Raw genomic sequence first — 23,805 nt, forward strand, 5'->3', positions numbered from 1 at the left:
CTCGCGGCGGGCGCAGCGCGCGGGCGGTCAGTCCTTGGACTGGGTGCCGCGACGCTGTCGCAGCTGCTGGAGCGCCTCCTCGAGGAGCGCCTCCGCCTCTTCCTCGGTGCGCCGCTCCTTCACGTACGCCAGGTGGGTCTTGTACGGCTCGAGCTTCGCCACCGCGGGCGGGTTGTCCTTGTCTCGCCCGGCCGGAAGACCGGTGGACGGGCTGTCGATGACGTCGGGGATCTCCTCCTCGGGCAGGTTCGCGGCGAAGTACCGCACCGTCTCGTTGCCCTGGGCGTCCCAGTAGCTGACCGCGATGCGGTCGGCGTGGAAGCCGCGGTCCTGCTCGCCCATGGGGCCGGAGCCGACTCGCGAACCTCGGATCGCGCTGTTTCCTGATGCCACGGTGACCTCCGTCAGATACCGGCGTCGAACTTCGTGATGAGTCCGAGCACCACGATGCACGTGACCCACACGAGGCCGAGGATGATCGTGATGCGGTTCAGGTTGCGCTCCGCGACCCCGGAGGCACCGAGGTTCGAGGTGACGCCGCCGCCGAACATGTCGGACAGCCCGCCACCACGGCCCTTGTGCAGCAGGATCAGGAGCGTGAGCAGGATGCTCGTGAGGCCGAGCAGCACCTGCAGGACGACCTGGAGAATCTCCACGGTGAAACCTTTCCGGGGCATGACCAAGTGTCGAATGCCGCCAGTCGAGTATAGCCGTCCGCGTCGCCCGGCCCGCGCCGTGAGGCGGGCCGGGCGACGCGGAGCGGCGCGGATGTCGGCCGGTCAGGCCCCGACGTGCTTCTTGAAGCGGACGATGCTCGAGAACTCGTCGAGGTCGAGGCTCGCGCCACCCACGAGGGCACCGTCGACATCCGGCTCGCGCAGGAACGACGCGATGTTCGCGGCCTTGACCGAACCGCCGTAGAGGATGCGCGTGGACGCCGCGACCTCGTCGCCGGCGATCTCGCCGAGGACGGCGCGGAGCGCCGCGGCCACCTGCTGGGCCTGCTCCGGGGTCGCGGCCTTGCCCGATCCGATGGCCCAGACCGGCTCGTAGGCGACCACGAGGCCCTTGCCCGCATCGACGCCGTCGAGGGCGGCACGCAGCTGGGCGACGGGCACCGCGCTCGCGCCGTGCTGCTCGAGGTCGTCGGCCGTCTCGCCCACGCAGAGCACGGGGATCAGCCCGTGACGGTGCGCAGCCTTGACCTTCGCGTTCACGTCGGCGTCGGACTCGCCGTGCAGCGTCCGCCGCTCGGAGTGGCCGATGATGACGTACCGGCAGTCGAGCTTGGCCAGGAACGCGCCCGACACCTCGCCGGTGTACGCGCCCGAATCGTGCTGCGACAGGTCCTGGCCGCCGTAGGCGATCGGGAGGTCGTCGGCCGACACGAGGGTCTGCACCGAGCGGATGTCGGTGAAGGGCGGGAACACGGCCACCTCGGCATCGGCGAAGTCGTGCTTCGCGTCGGCCAGCGACCACGCGAGCTTCTGCACGAAGGCGATCGCCTGCAGGTGGTCGAGGTTCATCTTCCAGTTGCCCGCGATGAACGGGGTGCGGCTCACTGCCATCCGAGGACCTCCAGTCCGGGGAGCTTCTTTCCCTCGAGGAACTCGAGGCTCGCGCCTCCGCCCGTCGAGATGTGTCCGAATGCATCGTCGTCGAAGCCGAGCTGGCGAACCGCGGCGGCCGAGTCGCCGCCGCCGACGACGCTGAGGCCGTCGACCTCGGTGAGGGCGGACGCCACCGCGCGCGTGCCGGCGGCGAAGGGCGCGAGTTCGAACACGCCCATCGGCCCGTTCCAGAACACCGTCTTGGCGCCGCGGATCCGCTCGGCGAAGGCCGCTGCGGTGTCCGGTCCGATGTCGAGTCCCAGGCCGGACGCGCCGAACGCGGTCTCCTCGATCCCGTCGGCCGCCGTCACCTCGTGGGCCGCATCGGCCGAGAAGGATTCGGCGACCACGACGTCGGTCGGCAGGACGATGTCGACGCCGCGTTCCGCGGCATCCGCGAGGTAGCCCTTCACGGTGTCGATCTGGTCCGCCTCGAGCAGGCTCGACCCGACCTTGTGGCCCTGGGCCGCCAGGAACGTGAACAGCATGCCGCCCCCGATGAGCAGGGCGTCGACCCGCGGGAGCAGGTGCTCGATCACGCCGAGCTTGTCGGACACCTTCGACCCGCCGAGCACGACGACGTACGGGCGCTCGGGGTTCTCGGTCAGGCGGTCGAGCACGTCGAGCTCGTTCGCGATCAGCAGGCCGGCCGCGCTCGGGCGGAGCTGCTCGAGCTCGTAGACGCTGGCCTGCTTGCGGTGCACGACGCCGAAGCCGTCGGAGACGACCGCGTCGGCGAACTCGGCGATCTGCCCCGCGAAGGCGGTCCGCTCGGCCTCGTTCTTGCTGGTCTCGCCCGGGTTGAACCGGAGGTTCTCGAGCACGAGCACCTCACCGTCGCCGAGGGCGGCGACCTTGGCCGCCGCGTCCTCGCCGACGGTGTCGGCGGCGAACGCCACGGGGACCTCGAGGAGCTCGTCGAGCCGCGCGGCCACGGGCGCGAGGCTGTACTTCGGATCCGGCGCACCCTCGGGACGACCGAGGTGCGAGATGACGATCACCTTCGCGCCCTGGTCGACGAGGGCGGTGATGGTGGGGACCGACGCGCGCACGCGGCCGTCGTCCGTGATGACCCCGTCCTTCAGTGGGACGTTGAGGTCGCAGCGGACGACGACGCGCGTGCCGGCGAGCGGACCCAGGGAATCGATGGTTCGGAGGGTCACGTCGTCGCGCCTCAGAGCCGCTCGGCCACGTACTCGGTGAGGTCGACGAGGCGGTTCGAGTAGCCCCACTCGTTGTCGTACCACGCCGACAGCTTCACCTGGTCGCCGAGCACGCGCGTGAGCCCGGCGTCGAAGATCGCCGAGTGCGGGTCGGTCGTGATGTCGCTCGAGACGATGTCGTCCTCGGTGTACTTGAGGATGCCCTTCAGCGGGCCCTCGGCGGCCTTCCGGTACGCCGCCTTGACCTCGTCGACCGTGACGGGACGCGAGGCGGTCACCGTGAGGTCGGTGATCGACCCGGTCGGGACCGGGACGCGCAGCGCGAACCCGTCGAGCTTGCCGCGCAGCTCGGGCAGCACGAGGCCGATCGCCTTCGCGGCGCCCGTGGAGGTCGGCACGATGTTGACGGCGGCCGCGCGGGCGCGACGGAGGTCCTTGTGCGGGCCGTCCTGCAGGTTCTGGTCGGCCGTGTACGCGTGGACGGTGGTCATGAGGCCGCGCTCGATGCCGAACTCGTCGTTGAACACCTTCGCCAGGGGCGCGAGGCAGTTCGTCGTGCACGAGGCGTTCGAGATGATGTGGTGGCTCGCGGGGTCGTACGAGTCCTCGTTGACGCCCATCACGAACGTCGCGTCCTCGTCGGTCGCGGGCGCGGAGATGAGGACCTTCTTGGCCCCGGCGTCGAGGTGCTTGCGCGCATCGGCCGCCTTGGTGAAGAAGCCCGTCGACTCGATGACGATGTCGACGCCGAGCTCGCCCCACGGCAGGTTGGCGGGGTCGCGCTCCGCGAACGCCTTGATGGGCGTGCCGTTCACGATCAGGTGCTCGTCGTCGTAGTCGACGGTGGCGTCGAGGCGACCGGTGATCGAGTCGTACTTCAGGAGGTGCGCGAGGGTCTTGTTGTCGGTGAGGTCGTTGACTGCGACGATCTCGAGGTCGGCGCCCTGGGCGAGGGCGGCGCGGAAGTAGTTGCGGCCGATGCGGCCGAAGCCGTTGATGCCGATCTTGACGGACACAGGTATCTCCCCTGTTGTGATGGGCGCGGCGCGCCTTCGAGATGGATCTGACCGGACGGCGGTGTCCCCGGACGGTGCCCGGGGACACCATCCGCGTTACGACAGTAGCAGCAGCCCTGAGGTCTTCTCAGTCGCCGTCTGGAGGCGCTGCTGGACGTTCTCCCAGTCCACGATGTTCCAGAACGCCTTGACGTAATCGGCGCGGACGTTCTTGTAGTCGAGGTAGTACGCGTGCTCCCAGACGTCGAGCATGAGCAGCGGGACGATGCTCGCCGGGAAGTTCGCCTGCTGGTCGAAGAACTGCACGATGACCAGGCGCTGGCCGATGGAGTCCCACGCGAGGACGGCCCATCCCGAGCCCTGCACGCCGAGGGCGGTGGCCGTGAAGTGCGCGCGGAACTTGTCGAAGGAGCCGAAGTGGTCGTCGATGGCCGAGGCGAGCTCGCCGGTCGGCTTGTCGCCCCCGTCCGGCGACATGTTGGTCCAGAAGATCGAGTGGTTGACGTGGCCGCCGAGGTTGAAGGCCAGGTCCTTCTCGAGCTTGTTGACGTTCGCGAGGTTGTCGGTGTCGCGCGCCTCCGCGAGCTGCTGCAGCGCGGTGTTCGCCCCGGTCACGTACGTCTGGTGGTGCTTCGAGTGGTGCAGCTCCATGATCGTGCCGCTGATCGACGGCTCGAGCGCGCCGTAGTCGTAGGCGAGTTCGGGGAGGGTGTAGTCAGCCATTGCTTCTCCTTGTCAGCAGCCGGGTGAACCGGACCTCTGCCCGGCGGACCGCGGCTTCCTCGATCCTATGCCCGCGACCGGCGCGGGCGATGGGGTTGACGGTGTGCGACACCGGCCGTCCGTTCGCCCTGCGCGATACGGTCGCTCAGTCGACGTCGAGGTCGGCCGGCAGGTTCGCCTCGGTACCCGGAACGCCGAGCTCGATGGCGCGCTTGTCGGCCATCGCGAGCAGACGGCGGATGCGGCCGGCGACGGCGTCCTTCGTCAGCGGCGGGTCGGCGTGGTGGCCGAGCTCGTCCAGGCTCGCGTCGCGATGTGCCAGCCGCAGCTCGCCCGCGTAGCGCAGGTGCTCGGGGATCTCGTCGCCGAGGATCTCCATCGCGCGTTCGACCCGGGCGCACGCGGCCACGGCGGCCTGGGCGGAGCGCCGGAGGTTGGCGTCGTCGAAGTTCACGAGCCGGTTCGCGGTCGCGCGCACCTCGCGCCGCTGGCGGAGCTCCTCCCAGTTGCGGACGGTCTCGGTCGCCCCCATGAGGGCGAGCATGCTGCTGATGGCCTCGCCGTCGCGGATGACCACGCGGTGCACGCCGCGGACCTCCCGGGCCTTCGCCGAGATGCCGAGGCGACCGGCCGCGCCGACCAGCGCCATGGCGGTCTCGCTGCCGGGGCAGGTGACCTCGAGCGCTGCAGAGCGACCCGGGTCGGTGAGGCTGCCGCGGGCCAGGAAGGCCCCGCGCCAGACGGCCGCGACGTCGTCGCGCGACCCGGTCGTGAGCTTGTTCGGGAGCCCGCGGACCGGTCGGCGCCGCGCGTCGAGGAGGCCCGTCTGCCGCGCGAGCGTCTCGCCACCGTCGAGGACGCGCACGAGGTACTGGTTCGTGCGACGGAGCCCGGCCGGGTTGATCACGGAGACGTCGGGCCGCACGCCGTAGAGCTCGCCCAGGTCACGGGTCACGCGTCGGGCGATCGCGGGCGAGTCCAGCTCGGCCTCGATCGCGATGCGCCCGGAGATGATGTGCAGGCCTCCGGCGAAGCGGAGCACCGAGGCGAGTTCCGCGGCGCGGACCGGGGTCTTGGTCACCTCGGTCCTGGCCAGCTCCTCTTTCACCTCTGCGGTCAGGGCCACGTGGTCGTCCTCTCTGTGGTTCGTGGGCGCGCGGGGCGCCGGGTCATTCTCGCCCGAGGTCGCGGTGCTTGACGCTGACCGCGAGGCCGGGGATGGCTCGGAGGCGCGCTGCGAGTTCCCGCGCCATCGCGACCGACCGGTGCTTCCCGCCGGTGCATCCGATCGCGATCGTGGCGTGCGGCTTGTTCTCGCGCTGGTAGCCGGCGAGCACCGGTTCGAGCGCGGCGACGTACGAGTCGAGGAACTCGCGAGCACCGTCCTGCTCGAGCACGTAGTCGCTCACCGCGCCGTCCTCGCCGGTCAGGTGGCGGAGGCGCTCGTCCCAGAACGGGTTCGGGAGGAAGCGGGCATCGGCCACGAGGTCGGCGTCGGCGGGCAGCCCGTACTTGAAGCCGAAGCTCTGCACGGTGACGCGGAGACCGGCGCGCCCCGCCTCGGCGAACGTGTCGGTGACGAGGTTCGCGAGCTGGTGGATGTTCAGGTCGGAGGTGTCGACGAGGATGTCGCTGGACTCGCGCACCTCCGCGAGGCGCGCCCGCTCGGCGGTGATGCCGTCGAGTAGCGTGCCGTCGCCCTGCAGCGGGTGCGGGCGGCGGACCGACTCGAAGCGGCGCACGAGCACCGCGTCGTTGGCATCGAGGAACATCACGCGCACGTTGGTGTGCGAACGCAGCGCGTGCACGATGTCGCGCAGCTCGGAGAAGAATCCCCCGCCGCGGATGTCGACGACCGCGGCGATCCGCGGCAGCGACGTTCCGGCGCGCTCGGCGAGATCGACGAGCGGGCGGAGCATCTGGGGCGGGAGGTTGTCGACGACGTACCAGCCGAGGTCCTCCAACGCGTCGGCGACGGTGGAACGTCCGGCTCCGGACATCCCGGTGACGATGAGCATCTCCTGCCGTTCGCCGTCGGTCATGCGCGTCGCGTTCCCTTCCGTGCGTCGTTCCCCCGAACCACCAGCCTAGTCGGCCGGATCGGGGCCGTCGCCCCGGAGCCGCGCGCGCACGTTCGCCGCGAGGGCCGGCCCGATGCCGGGGACCTCGGCGATCGCGGCCTCGTCGGCGCCGCGCAGGCGGGCGACGGAACCGAAGTGCGTGAGGAGTGCCTTGACGCGGGCGGGCCCGAGCCCCGGCACCTCCGACAGGACGGTGGAGATGTCGCGCTTGCGCCGCTGCCGCTGGTGGCTGATCGCGAACCGGTGCGCCTCGTCCCGGATCCGCTGGAACAGGAACAGGGCGTCGCTGTTCCGCGGCAGGATGACCGGGAAGTCCGAGTCCGGGGTCCAGATCTCCTCGAGGCGCTTCGCGATGCCGCAGAGGGCGATCCCCTCCACGCCCGATTCGCGCAGTGCCCGCTCGGCGGCGGCGACCTGCGGCTGACCGCCGTCGACGACGAGCAGGTTGGGGCGATAGGCGAACTTCTTGCGGCGACCGGATGCCGCGGCATCCGTCGTCGCGTCGCCCGCGTCGCCCTCACCGTCGCCCGGCCCGGTCGCGCCGTCGCCTGCTCCCCCGTCGCCGTCGCGGCCGGCGAGGTACGCGAGGCGCCGGGTCAGCACCTGGTGGATGGAGTCGGTGTCGTCGCTCGAGTTCGGGATGGTGAAGCGGCGGTACTCGTCCTTGCGGGGCAGGCCGTCCTCGAAGACCACCATCGAGGCCACGATGTTCGTGCCGCTGAGGTGCGACACGTCGAAGCACTCGATGCGCAGGGGCGCGTCGGCCATGCCGAGCGCCTCCTGGATGTCCTCGAGGGCGCGCGAACGCGCGGTGAAGTCGGCGCTGCGCCGCGTCTTGTAGAGCATGAGCGTCTGCCGGGCGTTCTGCGTCGCGGTCTCGAGCAGGGCGGCCTTGTCGCCCCGCTGCGCGGCGCGCAGGCGCACCTTGCGGCCCCCGAGGCTGCTGAGCCACGTGGCGAGCGCCTCGGCGTCCTCCGGCAGAGCCGGCACGACGACCTCGGACGGCGGCCGGATGTCGTCGCCGTACGCGTGCTGCACGACCGAGTCGACGAGGTCGCCGAGGGACATGTCGAGCTCGGTGTCGACGGTCCACGAGCGCTGGCCGCGGATGCGACCGCCGCGCACCATGAACAGGTGCACGGCCGCGGCGAGCTCGTCGTGGTCGATCCCGAAGACGTCGATGTCGACGTGGTCGCGGAGCACGACCGTGCTCTTCTCGAAGAACTGCTCGGCCGCCTGGAGCTGGTCGCGGCGTCGCGCTGCGGTCTCGTAGTCCTGCGCGGCGGCCGCCTCGCGCATCTGCTGGGTCAGCTCGGTGATGATGCGTCGGTCCTGGTTCTGCATGAACGCGACGAACCGCTGCACGTTGGCGCGGTGCTCCTCGATCGTGACCTTGCCCGAGCACGGGCCGAAGCACCGGCCGATCTGGCCGGCGAAGCACGGCTTGCCGGTCTGCATCGCGCGCTTGTAGTCGCTGTCCTTGCAGGTGCGGATCGGGAACAGCTTGAGCATGATGTCGAGCGTCTCGTTGACCGCCCAGACCTTGGGATAGGGCCCGAAGTACCGCGCGCCTCGGATGCCGGTGCGGCGCGTGACGATCGCGCGGGGCGCCTCGTCGGCGAGCGTGACCGCGAGGTACGGATAGCTCTTGTCGTCGCGGTACTTGACGTTGAACGGCGGATCGAACTCCTTGATCCACGTGTACTCGAGCTGCAGTGCCTCGACGTCGTTGCCGACCACGGTCCATTCGACGGATGCCGCGGTGGTGACCATGCGACGGGTGCGCTCGTGCAGGGTGCGGAGCGGCGCGAAGTAGTTGGACAGGCGGGCGCGGAGGTTCTTGGCCTTGCCGACGTAGAGGACGCGGCGATCGGCGTCGCGGAAGCGGTAGACGCCGGGCGCGGTCGGGATCTCCCCCGGCTTGGGCCGGTACGCGACGGTGCTGGGCATCGTCAGCTGGCGGCGACGGCCGGCTCCGCCGCAGCGTCGAAGATCTCGCGGAGGAAGTACCCGGTGTGGCTGTCGTGGTTGTCGGCGACGTCTTCCGGCGTGCCGACGGCCACGACCTGACCGCCGCCCGAGCCGCCCTCGGGGCCGAGATCGATGATCCAGTCGGCGGACTTGATCACGTCGAGGCTGTGCTCGATGACGATGACGGTGTTGCCCTTGTCGACGAGCTTGCCGAGCACCTTCAGCAGCTTCCGCACGTCTTCGAAGTGCAGGCCGGTCGTCGGCTCGTCGAGCACGTAGACGCTGCGACCGTTCGACCGCCGCTGCAGCTCGGTCGCCAGCTTGACGCGCTGCGCCTCGCCGCCCGACAAGGTCGTCGCGCTCTGCCCGAGCTGGACGTACCCGAGGCCGACGTCGACGAGCGTCTTGAGGTAGCGGTGGATCGCGGAGATCGGCTCGAAGAACTCCGCCGCCTCGCTGATCGGCATCTCGAGCACCTCGGCGATGTTCTTGCCCTTGTAGTGCACCTGCAGGGTCTCGCGGTTGTAGCGCTTGCCCCCGCAGACCTCGCACGCGACGTAGACGTCGGGGAGGAAGTTCATCTCGATCTTGATCGTGCCGTCGCCCGCGCAGGCCTCGCAGCGCCCGCCCTTGACGTTGAAGCTGAACCGGCCCGGCAGGTACCCGCGGGCCTTCGCCTCGGCGGTCTCGGAGAACAGGGTCCGGATGCGGTCGAAGACCCCGGTGTACGTCGCCGGGTTGGACCGCGGGGTGCGACCGATCGGCGCCTGGTCCACGTGCACGACCTTGTCGAGGTGGTCGAGCCCGGTGACCCGCCGGTGCTTGCCGGGCACCTTGCGGGCGCCGTTCAGCCGGTTGGCGAGCACCCGGTAGAGGATGTCGTTGACGAGCGACGACTTGCCGGACCCGCTCACGCCCGTGACCGCGGTGAGCGTGCCGAGCGGGAACGCGACGTCGACGCCGCGCAGGTTGTTCGCCTGGGCGCCCTCGACGGTGATCATGCGACCGGGGTCGATCGGACGGCGCTTCGCCGGGATCGCGATCTCCTTGCGGCCCGACAGGTAGTCGCCCGTGAGCGACTCGCGGTTCTTCACGAGGTCGGCGTAGCTGCCGCTGTGCACGACCGTGCCGCCGTGCACGCCGGCGCCGGGACCGATGTCGACGATCCAGTCGGCCGTGCGGATGGTGTCCTCGTCGTGCTCGACGACGATGAGGGTGTTGCCGAGGTCGCGGAGTGCGACGAGCGTGTCGATGAGGCGTCGGTTGTCGCGCTGGTGCAGGCCGATGCTCGGCTCGTCGAGCACGTAGAGGACGCCGGTCAGGCCCGAGCCGATCTGGGTGGCCAGCCGGATGCGCTGCGCCTCGCCGCCCGAGAGCGTGCCGGCCGCGCGGGCGAGGTCGAGGTAGCTGAGCCCGACCCGGATGAGGAAGTCGAGCCGGAGCTTGATCTCGCGGAGCACCTGTGCGGCGATGGCCTGCTCCCGGTCGGTGAGCTCGAGGCGGTCCATGAACGCGCGGGCGTCGTGCAGGCTGAGCCGGCAGACGTCGGCGATGGACGAGTCGTGGATCAACACCGAGAGCACCTCGGGCTTCAGCCGGTCGCCCTGGCAGACCGGGCAGGGCACCTCGCGGAGGTACTCGGCCCACCGCGCGCGCTGCACGTCGGTCTCGGCCTGCAGGTACTGCCGTTCGATGTACGGCACGACGCCCTCGAACCCGGACGTGTAGCTCATCTCGCGGCCGTACCGGTTGCGCCAGCGGACCTTGACCTCGAAGTTGTCGCCGCGGAGGACCGCGTGCCGTGCTTCGACCGGCAGGTCCTCCCAGGGCGTGTCGAGCGAGAAGCCGAGGTCGCGGCCGAGGCCGTGCAGCAGCTTCTCGTAGTAGTTGTAGAGGCTCTTGCCCTGCGAGGTCCACGGCAGGATGACGCCCTCGTTGATGCTGAGCGACGGGTCGCCGAGCAGGAGGTCCTCGTCGACCGACATGCGCGTGCCGAGGCCGGAGCACTCCGGGCACGCACCGAACGGGGCGTTGAACGAGAAGGTGCGCGGCTCGATCTCGGTGAGCGCGATGGGGTGCTGGTTCGGACAGCTGAGCTTCTCGGAGAAGGTCTGCCACGCCGCATCGCCCTCGCGGTCGACGTAGTTGATCTGCACGACGCCGTCGGTCAACCGCAGGGCGGTCTCGAGCGAGTCGGTGAGCCGGCCGAGCACCTCGTCGGATGCCACGAGCCGGTCGATGACGACGGAGATGTCGTGCTTCACCTGCTTCTTCAGCGTGGGCGGCTCGTCGAGGCGGATCACCTCGCCGTCGACGACGGCGCGCGAGTAGCCCTGGCTCGCGAGCTCGCGGAAGAGGTCGACGAACTCGCCCTTCTTCTGCGACACCATTGGGCTGAGCACCTGGAACCGGGTGCCCGCCTCGAGCTCCATGAGCTGGTCGGCGATCTGCTGCACGGTCTGCCGCTGGATGCGCTCGCCGCACACCGGGCAGTGGGGCACGCCGATGCGCGCCCAGAGCAGTCGCATGTAGTCGTAGATCTCGGTGATCGTGCCCACCGTCGATCGCGGGTTGCGGTTGGTCGACTTCTGGTCGATGGAGACCGCGGGGCTCAACCCCTCGATGAAGTCGACGTCGGGTCGGTCGACCTGCCCGAGGAACTGGCGCGCGTACGCCGAGAGGGACTCGACGTATCGGCGCTGCCCCTCGGCGAAGATCGTGTCGAACGCGAGCGAGGACTTGCCCGAGCCGGACAGGCCCGTGAACACGACCATCGCGTCGCGCGGGATCTCGACATCGACGTTGCGCAGGTTGTGGACGCGGGCTCCGCGGACACTCAGGCGCGAATGGGCATCGAGACGTGAAACTGGCACCCTACGAGTGTACGAACGCCCTCCGACACGAACGCCGAGAGCGCACGTGCTGAGAGCGAACATACGTTCGACTCGACGGAGCGAGGGGCGGATGCCTCAGCCGAGGTGCCCCGCCTTCTCCATCTGCCGGAGCTCGCGCTTCAGCTCGGAGACCTCGTCTCGCAGTCGGGCCGCGAGCTCGAACTTGAGCTCGCCGGCCGCCTCGAGCATCTGCTCGTTGAGGTCGCGGATCAGGTCCTCGAGGTCGTTGGCCCCGGCCGCGGCGATGCCCTCGCGGCGCATCGGGACCGGCGAGGTCTTCTTCGCGTCGCGTCCGCGCAGCAGCGCCGCCGTGTCGGCCTCCTCGCGCGCGAGGACCTCGGTGATGTCGGCGATCCGCTTGCGGAGCGGCGTGGGGTCGATGCCGTTCACGCGGTTGTACTCGAGCTGCTTGTCGCGGCGGCGGTTCGTCTCCTCGATGGCGGACTGCATCGAGTCGGTCATCACGTCGGCGTACATGTGCACCTCGCCGGAGACGTTCCGCGCCGCGCGCCCGATGGTCTGGATGAGCGAGGTGGACGAGCGGAGGAACCCCTCCTTGTCGGCGTCCAGGATCGCCACGAGCGACACCTCCGGGAGGTCGAGCCCCTCGCGGAGGAGGTTGATGCCCACCAGCACGTCGTAGACGCCCGCTCGGAGTTCGGTCAGCAGCTCGACGCGACGCAGCGTGTCGACGTCGGAGTGGAGGTACCGCACCCGGACGCCGGCCTCGGTGAGGAAGTCGGTGAGCTCCTCGGCCATCCGCTTGGTCAGGGTCGTCACGAGCACGCGCTCGTCGCGTTCGGCGCGCGCCCGGATCTCCTCGAGGAGGTCGTCGATCTGCCCCTTGGTGGGCTTGACCACGATCTCGGGATCGACGAGCCCGGTCGGCCGGATGATCTGCTCGACGACGCCGTCCGCGATGCCCATCTCGTACTTGCCCGGGGTGGCCGAGAGGTACACGGTCTGGCCGATGCGGTCCTTGAACTCGTCCCACTTCAGGGGGCGGTTGTCGAGCGCGCTCGGCAGGCGGAATCCGTGCTCGACGAGCGTGCGCTTGCGCGACGAGTCGCCCTCGTACATCGCGCCGATCTGCGGCACGGTCACGTGGGACTCGTCGATGACGACGAGGAAGTCATCGGGGAAGTAGTCGAGCAGGCAGTGCGGCGGCTCGCCCGCGGCGCGACCGTCGATGTGCCGGGAGTAGTTCTCGATGCCCGAGCAGAAGCCGATCTGCTCCATCATCTCGAGGTCGAAGGTGGTGCGCATGCGGAGGCGCTGGGCCTCGAGCAGCTTGCCCTCGCGCTCGAGCTCCTGCAGGCGCTCGTCGAGTTCGTCGCGGATCGTGCCGATCGCGCGCTGCATGACGTCGGTGCTCGCGACGTAGTGCGACCCGGGGAACACCGGCACGGCGTCGAGCTTCGCGATCACGGCGCCGGTCAGCGGATGCAGGCTGTAGAGCGCCTCGATCTCGTCGCCGAACATCTCGATGCGGATCGCGTGCTCCTCGTACACCGGGATGATCTCGATCGTGTCGCCGCGCACCCGGAAGTTGCCGCGCGAGAAGTCGACGTCGTTGCGCTGGTACTGCATCGACACGAACTTGCGGATCAGCCAGTCGCGGTCGACGCGCTGCCCCACCTGCAGCGGCATCATCGCGTTGAGGTACTGCTCGGGCGTGCCGAGGCCGTAGATGCACGACACCGTCGAGACCACCACGACGTCGCGCCGGCTCAGCAGCGAGTTCGTCGTCGAGTGACGCAGCCGCTCGACCTCGGCGTTGATCGACGAGTCCTTCTCGATGAAGGTGTCGGTCTGCGGGACGTACGCTTCGGGCTGGTAGTAGTCGTAGTACGAGACGAAGTACTCGACGGCGTTGTGCGGCATGAGCTCGCGGAACTCGTTCGCGAGCTGGGCGGCGAGGGTCTTGTTGTGGGCGAGCACCAGCGTGGGCCGCTGCACCTGCTCGATGAGCCAGGCGGTCGTCGCGGACTTGCCGGTACCGGTCGCACCGAGCAGCACCACGTCGGTCTCGCCCGCGTTGATGCGCGCCGCGAGCTCGGCGATCGCCTGCGGCTGGTCGCCGCTCGGCGCGTACTCGCTGACGACCTCGAACGGGCGCACGGAACGGGTCGACTGCATGTGGTCAAGTCTAGGTTCGGCCACCGACACCGATCCTGAGAGCGGATGCCGCGGCTGCGGCCTCCGCTGTCGTCAGCGCCTCGCGCGCCGGGCCTTCTCGATGTCGACCCACAGGCCGTCGGCCTGGCTCGTGGTGTGCGCGAGGCTGCCGCCGGTGTCGATCACGACATCGGCGATCGCGCGACGTTCCTCGTCGCTGATCTGCGCGTCGACGCGGGCCTCGGCCTGGATCGGGTCGAGCCCCCGCTCCTCGACCAGGCGCTTGACCTGGGCTCGCTTGGGGGCGCTCGTCACCACGATGAGGTCGAACGGGTGGTCGACCTGCGCCTCGACGAGCAGCGGGACGTCGTAGACGACGACCGCGTCCGGGTCCTCCTGCTCGGCCTTGGCGATGAGCTTGCGGGAGAGCTCACGCACGGCCGGGTGCACGATCGCGTTGAGCCGCGCCCGCGCGTCGTCGTCGCGGAACACGATCTCGCCGAGCTTCGGGCGGTCGAGCGTGCCGTCATGGCGCAGCACCCCGTCGCCGAACTCGGCGACGATGGCCTCGAGGCACGGGCTGCCCGGCTCGACCACGCGACGCGCGAGCTGGTCGGCATCGAGGTGGATCGCGCCATGCTCGACGAGCCGGCGGGCGACGGTGGACTTTCCGGAGGCGATTCCGCCAGTGAGGCCGATCAGGTACACGAGTCCACCCTATGGGGTGCGGATCACCGCCCTCGACGCGCCCGCCTCCCGCGACGGCGATCGGAGCGGTCTCCGGGAATGCCGGAAGGCCGGCCCCCGAGGGGACCGGCCTTCCGTTCGATTCGCCGTACGGAGCGACGGATCAGTTGCTCGAGAGCTTCTCGCGCAGTGCTGCGAGCGAGGCGTCGTCGGCGAGGGTGCCCGCACCGGCGGACTCGCTCGAGAACGACGAGGCGCCCGACGAGAACGAGTCGTCCGAAGCCTGGGCCGCGAGCGACGCGGCGACCTGCTTCTTGTGCGCCTCCCAGCGAGCCTGGGCGGCAGCGTACTCCTGCTCCCACTTCTCGCGCTGGGCCTCGAAGCCCTCGCGCCACTCGTTGGTCTCGGGGTCGAAGCCCTCGGGGTACTTGTAGTTGCCCTGCTCGTCGTACTCGGTGAGCATGCCGTAGAGCGCCGGGTCGAACTCGGTGCCCTCGGGGTCGACGCCCTCGTTGGCCTGCTTGAGCGACAGCGAGATGCGGCGACGCTCGAGGTCGATGTCGATGACCTTGACGAAGACCTCCTCGCCGACCGACACGACCTGCTCGGCCAGCTCGACGTGGCGGCCCGACAGCTCGGAGATGTGCACGAGGCCCTCGATGCCGTCGGCGACGCGGACGAACGCACCGAACGGCACCAGCTTGGTGACCTTTCCGGGCGTGACCTGGCCGATGGCGTGCGTACGGGCGAAGACCTGCCACGGGTCCTCCTGCGTCGCCTTGAGCGACAGCGAGACGCGCTCGCGGTCGAGCTCGACGGAGAGCACCTCGACGGTGACCTCCTGGCCGACCTCGACGACCTCGCTGGCGTGCTCGATGTGCTTCCAGGAGAGCTCGGAGACGTGGACGAGACCGTCGACGCCGCCGAGGTCGACGAACGCACCGAAGTTGACGATCGACGAGATGACGCCCTTGCGGATCTGGCCCGGGTGCAGGTTCTGCAGGAAGGTCGAGCGCGACTCCGACTGGGTCTGCTCGAGCAGCGCGCGACGCGACAGGACCACGTTGTTGCGGTTCTTGTCGAGCTCGAGGATCTTCGCCTCGATCTCCTGGCCGAGGTACGGCGTGAGGTCGCGCACGCGGCGGAGCTCGATGAGCGAGGCCGGGAGGAAGCCGCGGAGGCCGATGTCGACGATGAGGCCGCCCTTGACGACCTCGATGACGGTGCCCGTGACGACGCCGTCGGTCTCCTTGATCTTCTCCACGTCGCCCCACGCGCGCTCGTACTGCGCACGCTTCTTCGACAGGATCAGTCGGCCTTCCTTGTCCTCCTTCTGGAGAACGAGGGCCTCGACGGAGTCGCCGACGTTGACGACCTCGCTGGGGTCGACGTCGTGCTTGATGGAAAGCTCGCGGGAGGGGATCACACCCTCGGTCTTGTACCCGACGTCGAGGAGGACCTCGTCGCGGTCGATCTTCACGACGGTGCCCTCGATGAGGTCGCCGTCGTTGAAGAACTTCAGAGTCTTCTCGACCGCGGCGAGGAAATCGTCAGCAGATCCGATGTCGTTGATCGCGACCTGCTTGGGCGCCTTGGTCGTTGCGGTTGTCATGTAGTGGATGCTCCGTTAATGGACAAAATCGGGCCCGTCGCGGAAAGAGCGTTGTGTGTGTTCCGCGGCGGGCATGCGGACAGGGATGTCACACGAGTGACGCTCCATCCTATCCTCATCGGCGCTCGGGCGGCAACCGCACCGCGCTGCGCCCGCGGCGCGGCATCCGTCGGGCGACCCTCAGGCGAGCAGCGCACCCTTCAGCGTGTCGAGGCCCACTCCGCCGAGCGCCAGCGCCCGCGAGTGGAACGAGCGGATGTCGAAGCCGTCGCCCTCGCGCTGGCGGACCTCGTCCCGCAGCTGCTCCCAGATGCGCTGGCCCACCTTGTACGACGGAGCCTGCCCCGGCCACCCGAGGTACCGGTGGACCTCGAAGCGCACGAACTCGTCGGGCATGTTCACGTTCGCGCCCATGAACTCGAACGCGTACTCCCCCGTCCACGCCCCGGCACCGTCGGGACGGGGCTTGCCGAGGTGGACGCCGATGTCGAGCACGACGCGGGCCGCGCGCATGCGCTGCCCGTCGAGCATGCCGAGACGGTCGGCCGGGTCGTCCAGGTAGCCGAGCTCCTCCATGAGCCGCTCCGCGTAGAGCGCCCAGCCCTCCGCGTGCCCCGAGGTGCCGGCGAGCTGCCGGCGCCACGTGTTCAACTGCCCGCGATTGACGACCGCCTGCCCGATCTGCAGGTGATGGCCCGGCACCCCCTCGTGGTACACGGTGGTCTTCTCACGCCACGTGTCGAACTCGGTGACGCCCTCGGGCACCGACCACCACATGCGACCGGGTCGCGAGAAGTCGTCGCTCGGACCGGTGTAGTAGATCCCGCCTTCCTGGGTGGGGGCGATGAGGCACTCGAGCGTGCGGATCTGCTCGGGGATGTCGAACTGCGTCGCGCCGAGCTCCGCCACGGCGCGATCGCTCGTCTCCTGCATCCAGCGCTGCAGGGCCTCCGTGCCGACGAGCTTGCGGGCGGGATCCGCTTCGAGGTGCGCGACGGCCTCGGCGACGGACGCCCCGGGAAGGATCTCGTGTGCGACCGCCTCCTGCTCGGCCACCATGCGGGCCAGCTCGTCGCTACCCCACTCGTAGGTCTCGTCGAGGTCGATCGTCGCTCCGAGGAAACGGCGCGACTGCAACGCGTAGACCTCGCGGCCGACGGCGTCGTCGTTCCCGGCGCGCGGTGCGAGTTCGCGCTCGAGGAACTCGGCGAGCCGACCGTACGCTGACGCCGCCCCGGCAGCGCCGGCCTCGAGCTCGCGTCGCAGCGAGCCGTCGACGTCCGCCTCGCCCGACGCGGCCTGCTCGACGAACGAGGGGAAGAACCCGTCGGACCGCGCGTGCCGGCGCGCCTGCAGGGCCACCTCGCGCACCTGACGCACCGCCGGGACCACACCCCGGTCGATGCCCAGTCGGAGCGTCTCCAGGTAGCCGTCCACCGCGCCCGGGACCGCAGCCAGCCGAGCGGCGATCCGCTCCCAGTCCTCGGTGGAGGAGGTGGGCATGAGGTCGAACACCTCGCGGATCTCCTGGGCCGGACTCGCGATGACGTTGAGGTCGCGCAGCGGCAGTCCCGCGGCATCCGCTTCGAGGTCGAGGTCGAGCTCGCTGCCGAGGTCGGCCACGGTGATGCGATCGACGTCGTCGACGGGGTCGGCGCGCCGGAGCTCGGCGAGCGTGGCGCGGGTGGCCTCCATCAGCGCGGCGTGGCCGGTCGGCGAGTAGTCCGGAAGCCGGTGGTCCTCGTCGGTGCGCCCGATGTACGTGCCGACCGCCGGATTCAACCGGACGATCTCGTCGACCCAGCCCTCGGCGATGCGGTCGACCTCGGTCGGAGTGCGCTCAGCTGCTGCCATGGGTGCGAGCCTAGGCGAGCCCTCGGGCGAGGTGCCAACCCCCGAGGCCCGCTCAGGTCATGGGCTCAGTGCGCCGCGTCCTCCCAGTCGCGGCCGCGGCCGACCTGCACGTCGAGGGGCACCAACAGGTCGGCGGCGTGCGACATGCGGTCGTGCACGAGCGCCTCGACCTCGTCGCCCTCGCCCGCGACGACCTCGAAGATGAGCTCGTCGTGCACCTGCATGAGCATGCGCGACCGCAGGTCGCGGGCCTGGAGTTCGCGCTCGACCCCGATCATCGCGAACTTCATGATGTCGGCGGCCGAGCCCTGGATCGGCGCGTTGAGCGCCGCGCGCTCGGCGTTCTCGCGGAGGACGCGGTTCGGGCTGTTCAGGTCGGGGAAGGGACGCCGGCGGCCGAAGATCGTCTCGGTGTACCCGTCGACCTTCGCCTGGGCGACGACCCCGCGCAGGTAGTCGCGTACCGCGCCGAAGCGCTCGAAGTAGTCCTTCATCAGCTGAGTGGCCTCGGCCCGGTCGATGCGCAGCTGCTTCGAGAGTCCGAACGCGCTGAGTCCGTACGCGAGGCCGTAGGACATGGCCTTCACCTTGGTGCGCATGAGCGGGGTCACGTCGGACGGGTCGACGTCGAAGATCCGGGCGCCGACGAAGCGGTGCAGGTCCTCGCCCGAGTGGAACGCCTCGATGAGGCCCGGGTCCTGCGAGAGGTGCGCCATGATGCGCATCTCGATCTGCGAGTAGTCGGCGGTCAGCAGCTCGGCGTAGTCGGCGCCGTGGGTGAATGCGGCGCGGATGCGACGCCCCTCCTCGGTGCGGACCGGGATGTTCTGCAGGTTCGGGTCGGTCGAGGAGATGCGCCCCGTGGTGGTGCCCACCTGCACGTAGCTCGTGTGCACGCGGCCGTCGGACTGGATGGACTTGTCGAGCGTCTCGACGATCTGCCGGAGCTTCGTGGCGTCGCGATGCTCGAGCAGGAGTCCGAGGAACGGGTGCGGGTTGGAGTCCTGCAGGTCGGCGAGCGCGCCGGCGTCGGTCGAGTAGCCGGTCTTCGTGGCCCGGGTCTTCGGCATGCCGAGTTGGTCGAACAGCACTTCCTGGAGCTGCTTCGGCGAACCGAGGTTCACCTCGCGCCCGATCTCGGCGTACGCCGCCTGCGCGAGGCCCGCGGCGCGCTCGCCCAGCTGCGCCGAGAGCTCGGCGAGCTGGTCGTGCTCGACGGTCACGCCGCGCAGTTCCATCTCGGCGAGGATGCCGACGATCGGGATCTCGATGTCGGCGAGGACCCGGCGCGAGCCCTCCGAGAGCGCACCGAGCACCACGGGGGCCACGCGGAGGGAGTACCACGCGAACTCGGGTGCGCCGGCGGTCGAATCGGCGTCGGGGACCAGTTGCGCGGGGTCGGCCATGGGGATGGTCTCGCGCAGGTAGCGCGAGACGAGGTCGGCGAGGTCCTTCTCGGCCAGGCTCGGCCGGACCAGCCAGCCCGCGACGAGGGTGTCGACGACGAGGCCGTCGAACGCCAGGCCGGATCGGCGCATCGCCTTCAGCTGCGGCTTCGCGTCGGTCATGATCTTCGGGGCGTCGCTCGCGAGCCACGCCTCGAACGGCGCGAGGTCGGCCTGTCCGGGCGTCCACGCGATCTGGAGCGATTCGCTCGACGACGCGACGCCCGCGCCGATCACGCGGCCGTCGAGCACCTCGAGGCTGAGCCCCAGCCCGGCCGGCTCGGCCGCGGCGGCCCGCGCGAGCCAGCCCTCCAGCTCGGCGCCGCGGAGTGCCTGCGACACGGGCGCGGTGGCGGCGGGCTCGGGCTCGGCCGCGAGCGCGGCCGAACCGTCGGCCGTCACGCCGTTGCCCTCGCCGGCCATCTTCACGACGCGCTCGAGCAGGGTCTTGAACTCGAGCCGGTCGAACAGCTCGCGCACGGCCGCCTCGTCCATCGGCTTGGCCTCGAGGTCGGCGATCTCGACGTCGAGCTCGAGATCGCGCACGAGCCGGTTGAGCCGCCGGTTGCGGACCGCGTTCTCGCGCTCACGCCGCAGGTTGTCGCCCACGACGCCCTTGATCTCGTCGATGTGCTCGAGGATGCCGTCGAGGCTGCCGTAGAGCCCGAGCCACTTCACGGCGGTCTTCTCGCCGACCTTCGTGATGCCGGGCAGGTTGTCGCTGGTCTCGCCGACGAGCGCCGCGACATCCGGGTACTGCTCGGGCCGGACGCCGTAGCGCTCGACGACGGCCTGGGCGTCGTAGCGCTTGAGCTGCGAGACGCCCTGCACATTCGGGTAGAGCAGGGTGATGTCGTCGTCGACGAGCTGGATGGTGTCGCGGTCGCCGGACACGACGAGCACGTCGTACCCCGCCTCCTTGCCGCGCGTGGCGAGCGTGGCGAGGATGTCGTCGGCCTCGTAGTCCTCCTTCTCGAGCACGGTGATGCGCATGGCGCGCAGCGCCTCCTTCAGGAGGCCGATCTGGCCCTTGAACTCGGACGGCGTCTCGCTGCGGTTCGCCTTGTACTCGGTGTACTCGCGCGTGCGGAAGGACTGGCGGGACGTGTCGAACGCCACTGCGAGGTGCGTCGGCTTCTCGTTGCGCAACAGCATGAGCAGCATCGACAGGAAGCCGTGGATGGCGTTCGTGTGCTGCCCGTCACGGGTGCTGAAGCTGTCGACGGGCAGCGCGTAGAAGGCGCGGTAGGCGAGCGAGTGGCCGTCGACGACGAGGAGGGTGGGCTTTGCGGGGGTGGGGTCCGACACCCCCTAAGACTACAAGCGGGCACCGACACCTCCGGGCCGCCGGCGACGCGCCCGGCACCCCGGGCGACCGGCATCCGCCGACGGATGTCGCGGGGCTCAGCCCGCCCCGCCGCCGCGCGCCGCGTCGAGCACGATGCGACGCTCGGCGGCCCCGATCACGCGACGAGCGCGGTCAGCGGCATCCGGGTTGACCGAGATCGAGTCGATGCCGAAGCGCACGAGGTGTTCGGCGAACGCCGGGTCGTTCGACGGGCGCTGCCCGCACAGCGACGAGGTGATGCCGGCCGCGTGGCAGGCGGTGATGATCCGCTCGATGGCGTCGAGCACCGCGGCATCCGACTCGTCGAACAGCTCGGCGCACAGCTCGGAGTCCCGGTCGACGCCGAGCATGAGCTGCGTGAGGTCGTTGGAGCCGATCGAGACCCCGTCGATGCCCATCGCCGCGTACTCCGGGATCCGGTACGCGATCGAGGGGACCTCGGCCATGACCCAGCGCTTCAGGCCGCGCTGACGGCCGAGCGGGCTGTCGTCGATCAGTTCCAGGCAGGCCTCGAGCTCCCAGCGGGTGCGCACGAACGGGAGCATGACGTGCAGGTTGGGCGTCTCCTCGCGCACCCGCGCGAGCACCTCGAGCTCGAGGGTGAACAGCTCCGGCTCGCGGACGTATCGGTAGGCGCCGCGGTAGCCGATCATGGGGTTGTTCTCCTGCGGCTCGAACCGCTCGCCGCCCTCGAGGCCGCGGAACTCGTTCGTGCGGAAGTCGATGGTGCGGTACACCACGGGGCGCGTCCCGAACGCCCGGGTCACCTCGAGCAGCGATCCGCTCATGCGATCGACGAACTCGTCCCGCCGGCCGCGGGCGAGCAGCTCGCGCGGGTGCAGGCCGCCGAGGGCATCGGTGATCATGAACTCGGCGCGCAGCAGCCCGACGCCGTCGACGTCCTGCGCGGCGACGTCCGCGGCGCGTTCCGCGATGGCGAGGTTGACGTAGAGCCGGGTCGCGAGCGCCTCGGGCGCCGCGGGTGCCCGGATCGGCGACACCATCGCCGGCGGCGCTCCGGCGCCGGGTGCAGCGGATGCCGCGGCATCCGCGCCCTCGATCACCTCGCCCTTCGCGCCGTCGACCGTGACGAGCTCGTCGTCCCGGAGCGCCGACGTCGCCGTGCGCGCCCCCACGATCGCGGGCACGCCGAGCTCCCGCGCCACGATGGCGGCGTGGCAGGTCATGCCGCCGCCGTCGGTGACCACGGCCGCGGCGCGGCGCATCGTGGGCACCCAGTCCGGGTTGGTCATGGGGGCGACGAGGATCTCACCCGCCTGCAGGCGGGGTCCGTCCGCGGGGCTCTGCAGGATGCGCACCCGTCCGGACACGCGACCGGGCGCGGCGGCGAGCCCGCGCAGCAGGACCGTCCCCGCTGGAGGTCCGCCGGCGACCGGGACGCCGGCCTCCCCCGGACCGCCGCCGAGGGTGGTCACCGGGCGCGACTGGAGCATCCAGAGCCGCCCCGCCGAGTACGCCCACTCGGTGTCCTGGGGCTCGCCGTAGTGCTGCTCCACCTGCAGCCCGAGGGACGCGACGGCGAGCACCTCGTCGTCGGTGAGCACGCGCGCGTCGGCACGCACCGGGTCGAGGTCCTCGCGCACGACCGTCCCGCCCGATCCGGGCACGAGGGTGTGCGACTGGCGTCCGACGCGCACCGAGATCAGGCGCGGGCCGTCCTTCGCGACGACGTACGTGTCGGGTTCGACCGCCCCGGAGACGACGACCTCGCCGAGCCCCAGCGCCGCCTCGATCACGAGCCGGTCGCGCGCCCCGGTCGACGGGTCGACCGTGAACATGACGCCCGACCGGTCGGAGGCCACCTGCGTCTGCACGACGACCGCGAGCACCGGCTCCTCGTCCATGCGCTGGCTCGCCCGATACGAGATGACGCGGTCGCCGTAGAGCGACGCCCAGCAGTCCCGCAGTCGGGCGAGCACGGCCTCGTCGCCCACGACGTTGTTGTACGTGTCGTGCATGCCCGCGAATGACGTGCCCGCGGCATCCTCCGAGGTCGCCGACGAGCGCACCGCCACGGCGGCCCCAGCGCCGAGGCGGTGGTACTCCCCCAGGATCGCTTCACGGACGTCGTCCGGGACCTGGACCGCCCGCACCGTCTCGCGCAGCTCGGCCGCCGCGCGCGCGAGGGCCTCCGGGTCGTCGGCCTCCGCCGCAGCGGCCCGGAAGCGTTCGAGCAGTCGCTCCCGCACCCCCGCCCGTTCCACGGCCTCGAGGTACGCGGACGCGGTGACCACGAAGCCCGGCGGGATCGGCAGCCCGGCCGAGGTCATCTCGCCGAGGTTCGCCCCCTTGCCGCCGACGGATGCCGCGTCGCCGAGACCGACCTCCTCGAAGCGGTTGACCAGTGCGGAACGTCCGTCGCCGAGCATGCGACCCCCTGGCCTCGTCCGAACCGGACCGCCCGGTTCGGGCGGACCCATCGTTCCACGACGGAGTCGGCGGGCGCGGGACGCAAGTCCCGGCGGCTACTTCTTGGGTGCGAGCTGCTCGATGATGGCCTGCGAGACGTCCTTCATGGTGAGGCGACGGTCCATCGAGGCCTTCTGGATCCAGCGGAACGCCTCGGGCTCGGTCAGCCCCATCTTCTCGTTCAGCAGGCCCTTGGCGCGGTCGACGAGCTTGCGGGTCTCGAACCGCTCGACGAGGTCGCCGACCTCGGCCTCGAGCGCGATGATCTGGGCGTGCCGGGCCAGCGCGATCTCGATCGCGGGCAGGAGGTCGTTCGGCGTGAAGGGCTTCACCACGTAGGCCAGCGCGCCGGCCTCGGTCGCGCGCTCGACGAGCTCCCGCTGGCTGAACGCCGTGAGGAGCACGACCGGGGCGATGTGGCCCTTCGAGAGCCGCTCCGCCGCGGAGATGCCGTCGAGCTGCGGCATCTTCACATCCATGATGACGAGGTCGGGGCGGAGCTCGGTCGCGAGTGCGACCGCCGTCTCGCCGTCTCCGGCCTCGCCGACGACCTCGAAGCCGTTGTCGCGCAGGATCTCGACGATGTCGAGGCGGATGAGCGATTCATCCTCCGCGACGACGACGCGGCGCGGCGCTGACTGGGTCTCTTCGGTGTCTGTCACGCAGGAAAGCCTACGGTATTCTGGGCGAGCGCTCCGGCCGGTGTGGCGGAATGGCAGACGCGGAGCACTCAAAATGCTTTGCCCGAGAGGGCGTGTGGGTTCGACCCCCACCACCGGCACCAGCACCTGCGAACGCGAACGAGGCCCGGCCGTCCGACGGACGACCGGGCCTCGTGGCGCGAGCGGCTAGA

At 70.3% G+C, this 23,805-nt stretch carries 17 protein-coding genes and 1 tRNA gene; 1 reads left to right on the forward strand and 17 read right to left on the reverse strand.

Annotated features, from left to right (window positions below):
• Positions 1–27 precede the first annotated feature (27 nt).
• From M1L56_RS14195 to M1L56_RS14275, 17 genes are all read right to left on the reverse strand, one after another.
• Complete coding sequence (locus M1L56_RS14195) at positions 28–393, reverse strand: RNA polymerase-binding protein RbpA (RefSeq protein ID WP_067947352.1); 366 nt, start codon at positions 391–393, stop codon at positions 28–30.
• A gap of 11 nt (positions 394–404) precedes the next feature.
• Positions 405–656 carry a preprotein translocase subunit SecG gene (gene secG / locus M1L56_RS14200; protein WP_067947350.1) on the reverse strand — a complete coding sequence of 84 codons (252 nt, stop codon included), beginning with the start codon at positions 654–656 and terminating at the stop codon, positions 405–407.
• A gap of 123 nt (positions 657–779) precedes the next feature.
• Positions 780–1,568, reverse strand: coding sequence for a triose-phosphate isomerase (gene tpiA / locus M1L56_RS14205; RefSeq protein WP_067947348.1), 789 nt, complete (start codon positions 1,566–1,568; stop codon positions 780–782).
• Positions 1,559–2,773 carry a phosphoglycerate kinase gene (pgk, locus tag M1L56_RS14210; protein WP_248599715.1) on the reverse strand — a complete coding sequence of 405 codons (1,215 nt, stop codon included), beginning with the start codon at positions 2,771–2,773 and terminating at the stop codon, positions 1,559–1,561. Before pgk ends, tpiA begins: the two co-directional genes overlap by 10 nt.
• Before the next feature lie 11 nt (positions 2,774–2,784).
• Positions 2,785–3,789 (reverse strand): type I glyceraldehyde-3-phosphate dehydrogenase, encoded by a 1,005-nt coding sequence (gap, locus tag M1L56_RS14215; protein ID WP_248599716.1) that lies wholly within the window; start codon positions 3,787–3,789, stop codon positions 2,785–2,787.
• 96 nt (positions 3,790–3,885) lie between these two features.
• The gene (locus M1L56_RS14220; RefSeq protein ID WP_248599717.1) at positions 3,886–4,512 is read right to left on the reverse strand and encodes a superoxide dismutase; all 627 of its coding nucleotides are present in this window, start codon (positions 4,510–4,512) and stop codon (positions 3,886–3,888) included.
• A 145-nt stretch (positions 4,513–4,657) separates the two neighbouring features.
• Positions 4,658–5,638 carry a DNA-binding protein WhiA gene (gene whiA, locus M1L56_RS14225; RefSeq protein ID WP_248599718.1) on the reverse strand — a complete coding sequence of 327 codons (981 nt, stop codon included), beginning with the start codon at positions 5,636–5,638 and terminating at the stop codon, positions 4,658–4,660.
• Positions 5,639–5,681: 43 nt separating this feature from the next.
• Entirely contained in the window at positions 5,682–6,554 is an 873-nt protein-coding gene (gene rapZ / locus M1L56_RS14230) for an RNase adapter RapZ (RefSeq protein WP_248599719.1), read from the reverse strand.
• Between the two features lie 45 nt (positions 6,555–6,599).
• A complete protein-coding gene (gene uvrC / locus M1L56_RS14235) occupies positions 6,600–8,543 on the reverse strand; it encodes an excinuclease ABC subunit UvrC (RefSeq protein WP_248599720.1) in 1,944 nt (647 codons plus the stop codon).
• Between the two features lie 2 nt (positions 8,544–8,545).
• Complete coding sequence (gene uvrA, locus M1L56_RS14240) at positions 8,546–11,500, reverse strand: excinuclease ABC subunit UvrA (protein WP_282573658.1); 2,955 nt, start codon at positions 11,498–11,500, stop codon at positions 8,546–8,548.
• 33 nt (positions 11,501–11,533) lie between these two features.
• A complete protein-coding gene (gene uvrB / locus M1L56_RS14245; RefSeq protein ID WP_067947333.1) occupies positions 11,534–13,597 on the reverse strand; it encodes an excinuclease ABC subunit UvrB in 2,064 nt (687 codons plus the stop codon).
• A 72-nt stretch (positions 13,598–13,669) separates the two neighbouring features.
• Positions 13,670–14,284 carry a dephospho-CoA kinase gene (coaE, locus tag M1L56_RS14250; RefSeq protein ID WP_248599722.1) on the reverse strand — a complete coding sequence of 205 codons (615 nt, stop codon included), beginning with the start codon at positions 14,282–14,284 and terminating at the stop codon, positions 13,670–13,672.
• 142 nt (positions 14,285–14,426) lie between these two features.
• Positions 14,427–15,875, reverse strand: coding sequence for a 30S ribosomal protein S1 (gene rpsA / locus M1L56_RS14255; protein ID WP_067947329.1), 1,449 nt, complete (start codon positions 15,873–15,875; stop codon positions 14,427–14,429).
• A gap of 180 nt (positions 15,876–16,055) precedes the next feature.
• Complete coding sequence (locus tag M1L56_RS14260; RefSeq protein ID WP_248599723.1) at positions 16,056–17,729, reverse strand: DUF885 domain-containing protein; 1,674 nt, start codon at positions 17,727–17,729, stop codon at positions 16,056–16,058.
• A gap of 65 nt (positions 17,730–17,794) precedes the next feature.
• Positions 17,795–20,482 carry a DNA polymerase I gene (gene polA / locus M1L56_RS14265; RefSeq protein WP_248599724.1) on the reverse strand — a complete coding sequence of 896 codons (2,688 nt, stop codon included), beginning with the start codon at positions 20,480–20,482 and terminating at the stop codon, positions 17,795–17,797.
• Between the two features lie 96 nt (positions 20,483–20,578).
• The gene (ppsA, locus tag M1L56_RS14270) at positions 20,579–22,912 is read right to left on the reverse strand and encodes a phosphoenolpyruvate synthase (RefSeq protein WP_248599725.1); all 2,334 of its coding nucleotides are present in this window, start codon (positions 22,910–22,912) and stop codon (positions 20,579–20,581) included.
• A gap of 96 nt (positions 22,913–23,008) precedes the next feature.
• The gene (locus M1L56_RS14275) at positions 23,009–23,614 is read right to left on the reverse strand and encodes an ANTAR domain-containing response regulator (protein ID WP_067947321.1); all 606 of its coding nucleotides are present in this window, start codon (positions 23,612–23,614) and stop codon (positions 23,009–23,011) included.
• Between the two features lie 36 nt (positions 23,615–23,650).
• Here M1L56_RS14275 and M1L56_RS14280 point away from each other — a divergent pair.
• Positions 23,651–23,736: transfer RNA gene (locus M1L56_RS14280), tRNA-Leu, on the forward strand.
• The last annotated feature ends 69 nt before the right edge of the window (positions 23,737–23,805 follow it).

The sequence above is a fragment of the Agromyces sp. C10 genome, assembly GCF_023217995.1.
GTDB lineage: Bacteria > Actinomycetota > Actinomycetes > Actinomycetales > Microbacteriaceae > Agromyces > Agromyces indicus.

Coding starts and splice junctions, on each gene's coding strand:
- uvrB (WP_067947333.1), bottom strand. CDS start 13,597: ATGCAGTCGACCCGTTCCGTGCGCCCGTTCGAGGTCGTCAGCGAGTAC.
- M1L56_RS14260 (WP_248599723.1), bottom strand. CDS start 17,729: ATGGCAGCAGCTGAGCGCACTCCGACCGAGGTCGACCGCATCGCCGAG.
- uvrA (WP_282573658.1), bottom strand. CDS start 11,500: ATGTTCGCTCTCAGCACGTGCGCTCTCGGCGTTCGTGTCGGAGGGCGT.
- rapZ (WP_248599719.1), bottom strand. CDS start 6,554: ATGACCGACGGCGAACGGCAGGAGATGCTCATCGTCACCGGGATGTCC.
- M1L56_RS14220 (WP_248599717.1), bottom strand. CDS start 4,512: ATGGCTGACTACACCCTCCCCGAACTCGCCTACGACTACGGCGCGCTC.
- uvrC (WP_248599720.1), bottom strand. CDS start 8,543: ATGCCCAGCACCGTCGCGTACCGGCCCAAGCCGGGGGAGATCCCGACC.
- ppsA (WP_248599725.1), bottom strand. CDS start 22,912: ATGCTCGGCGACGGACGTTCCGCACTGGTCAACCGCTTCGAGGAGGTC.
- rpsA (WP_067947329.1), bottom strand. CDS start 15,875: ATGACAACCGCAACGACCAAGGCGCCCAAGCAGGTCGCGATCAACGAC.
- tpiA (WP_067947348.1), bottom strand. CDS start 1,568: ATGGCAGTGAGCCGCACCCCGTTCATCGCGGGCAACTGGAAGATGAAC.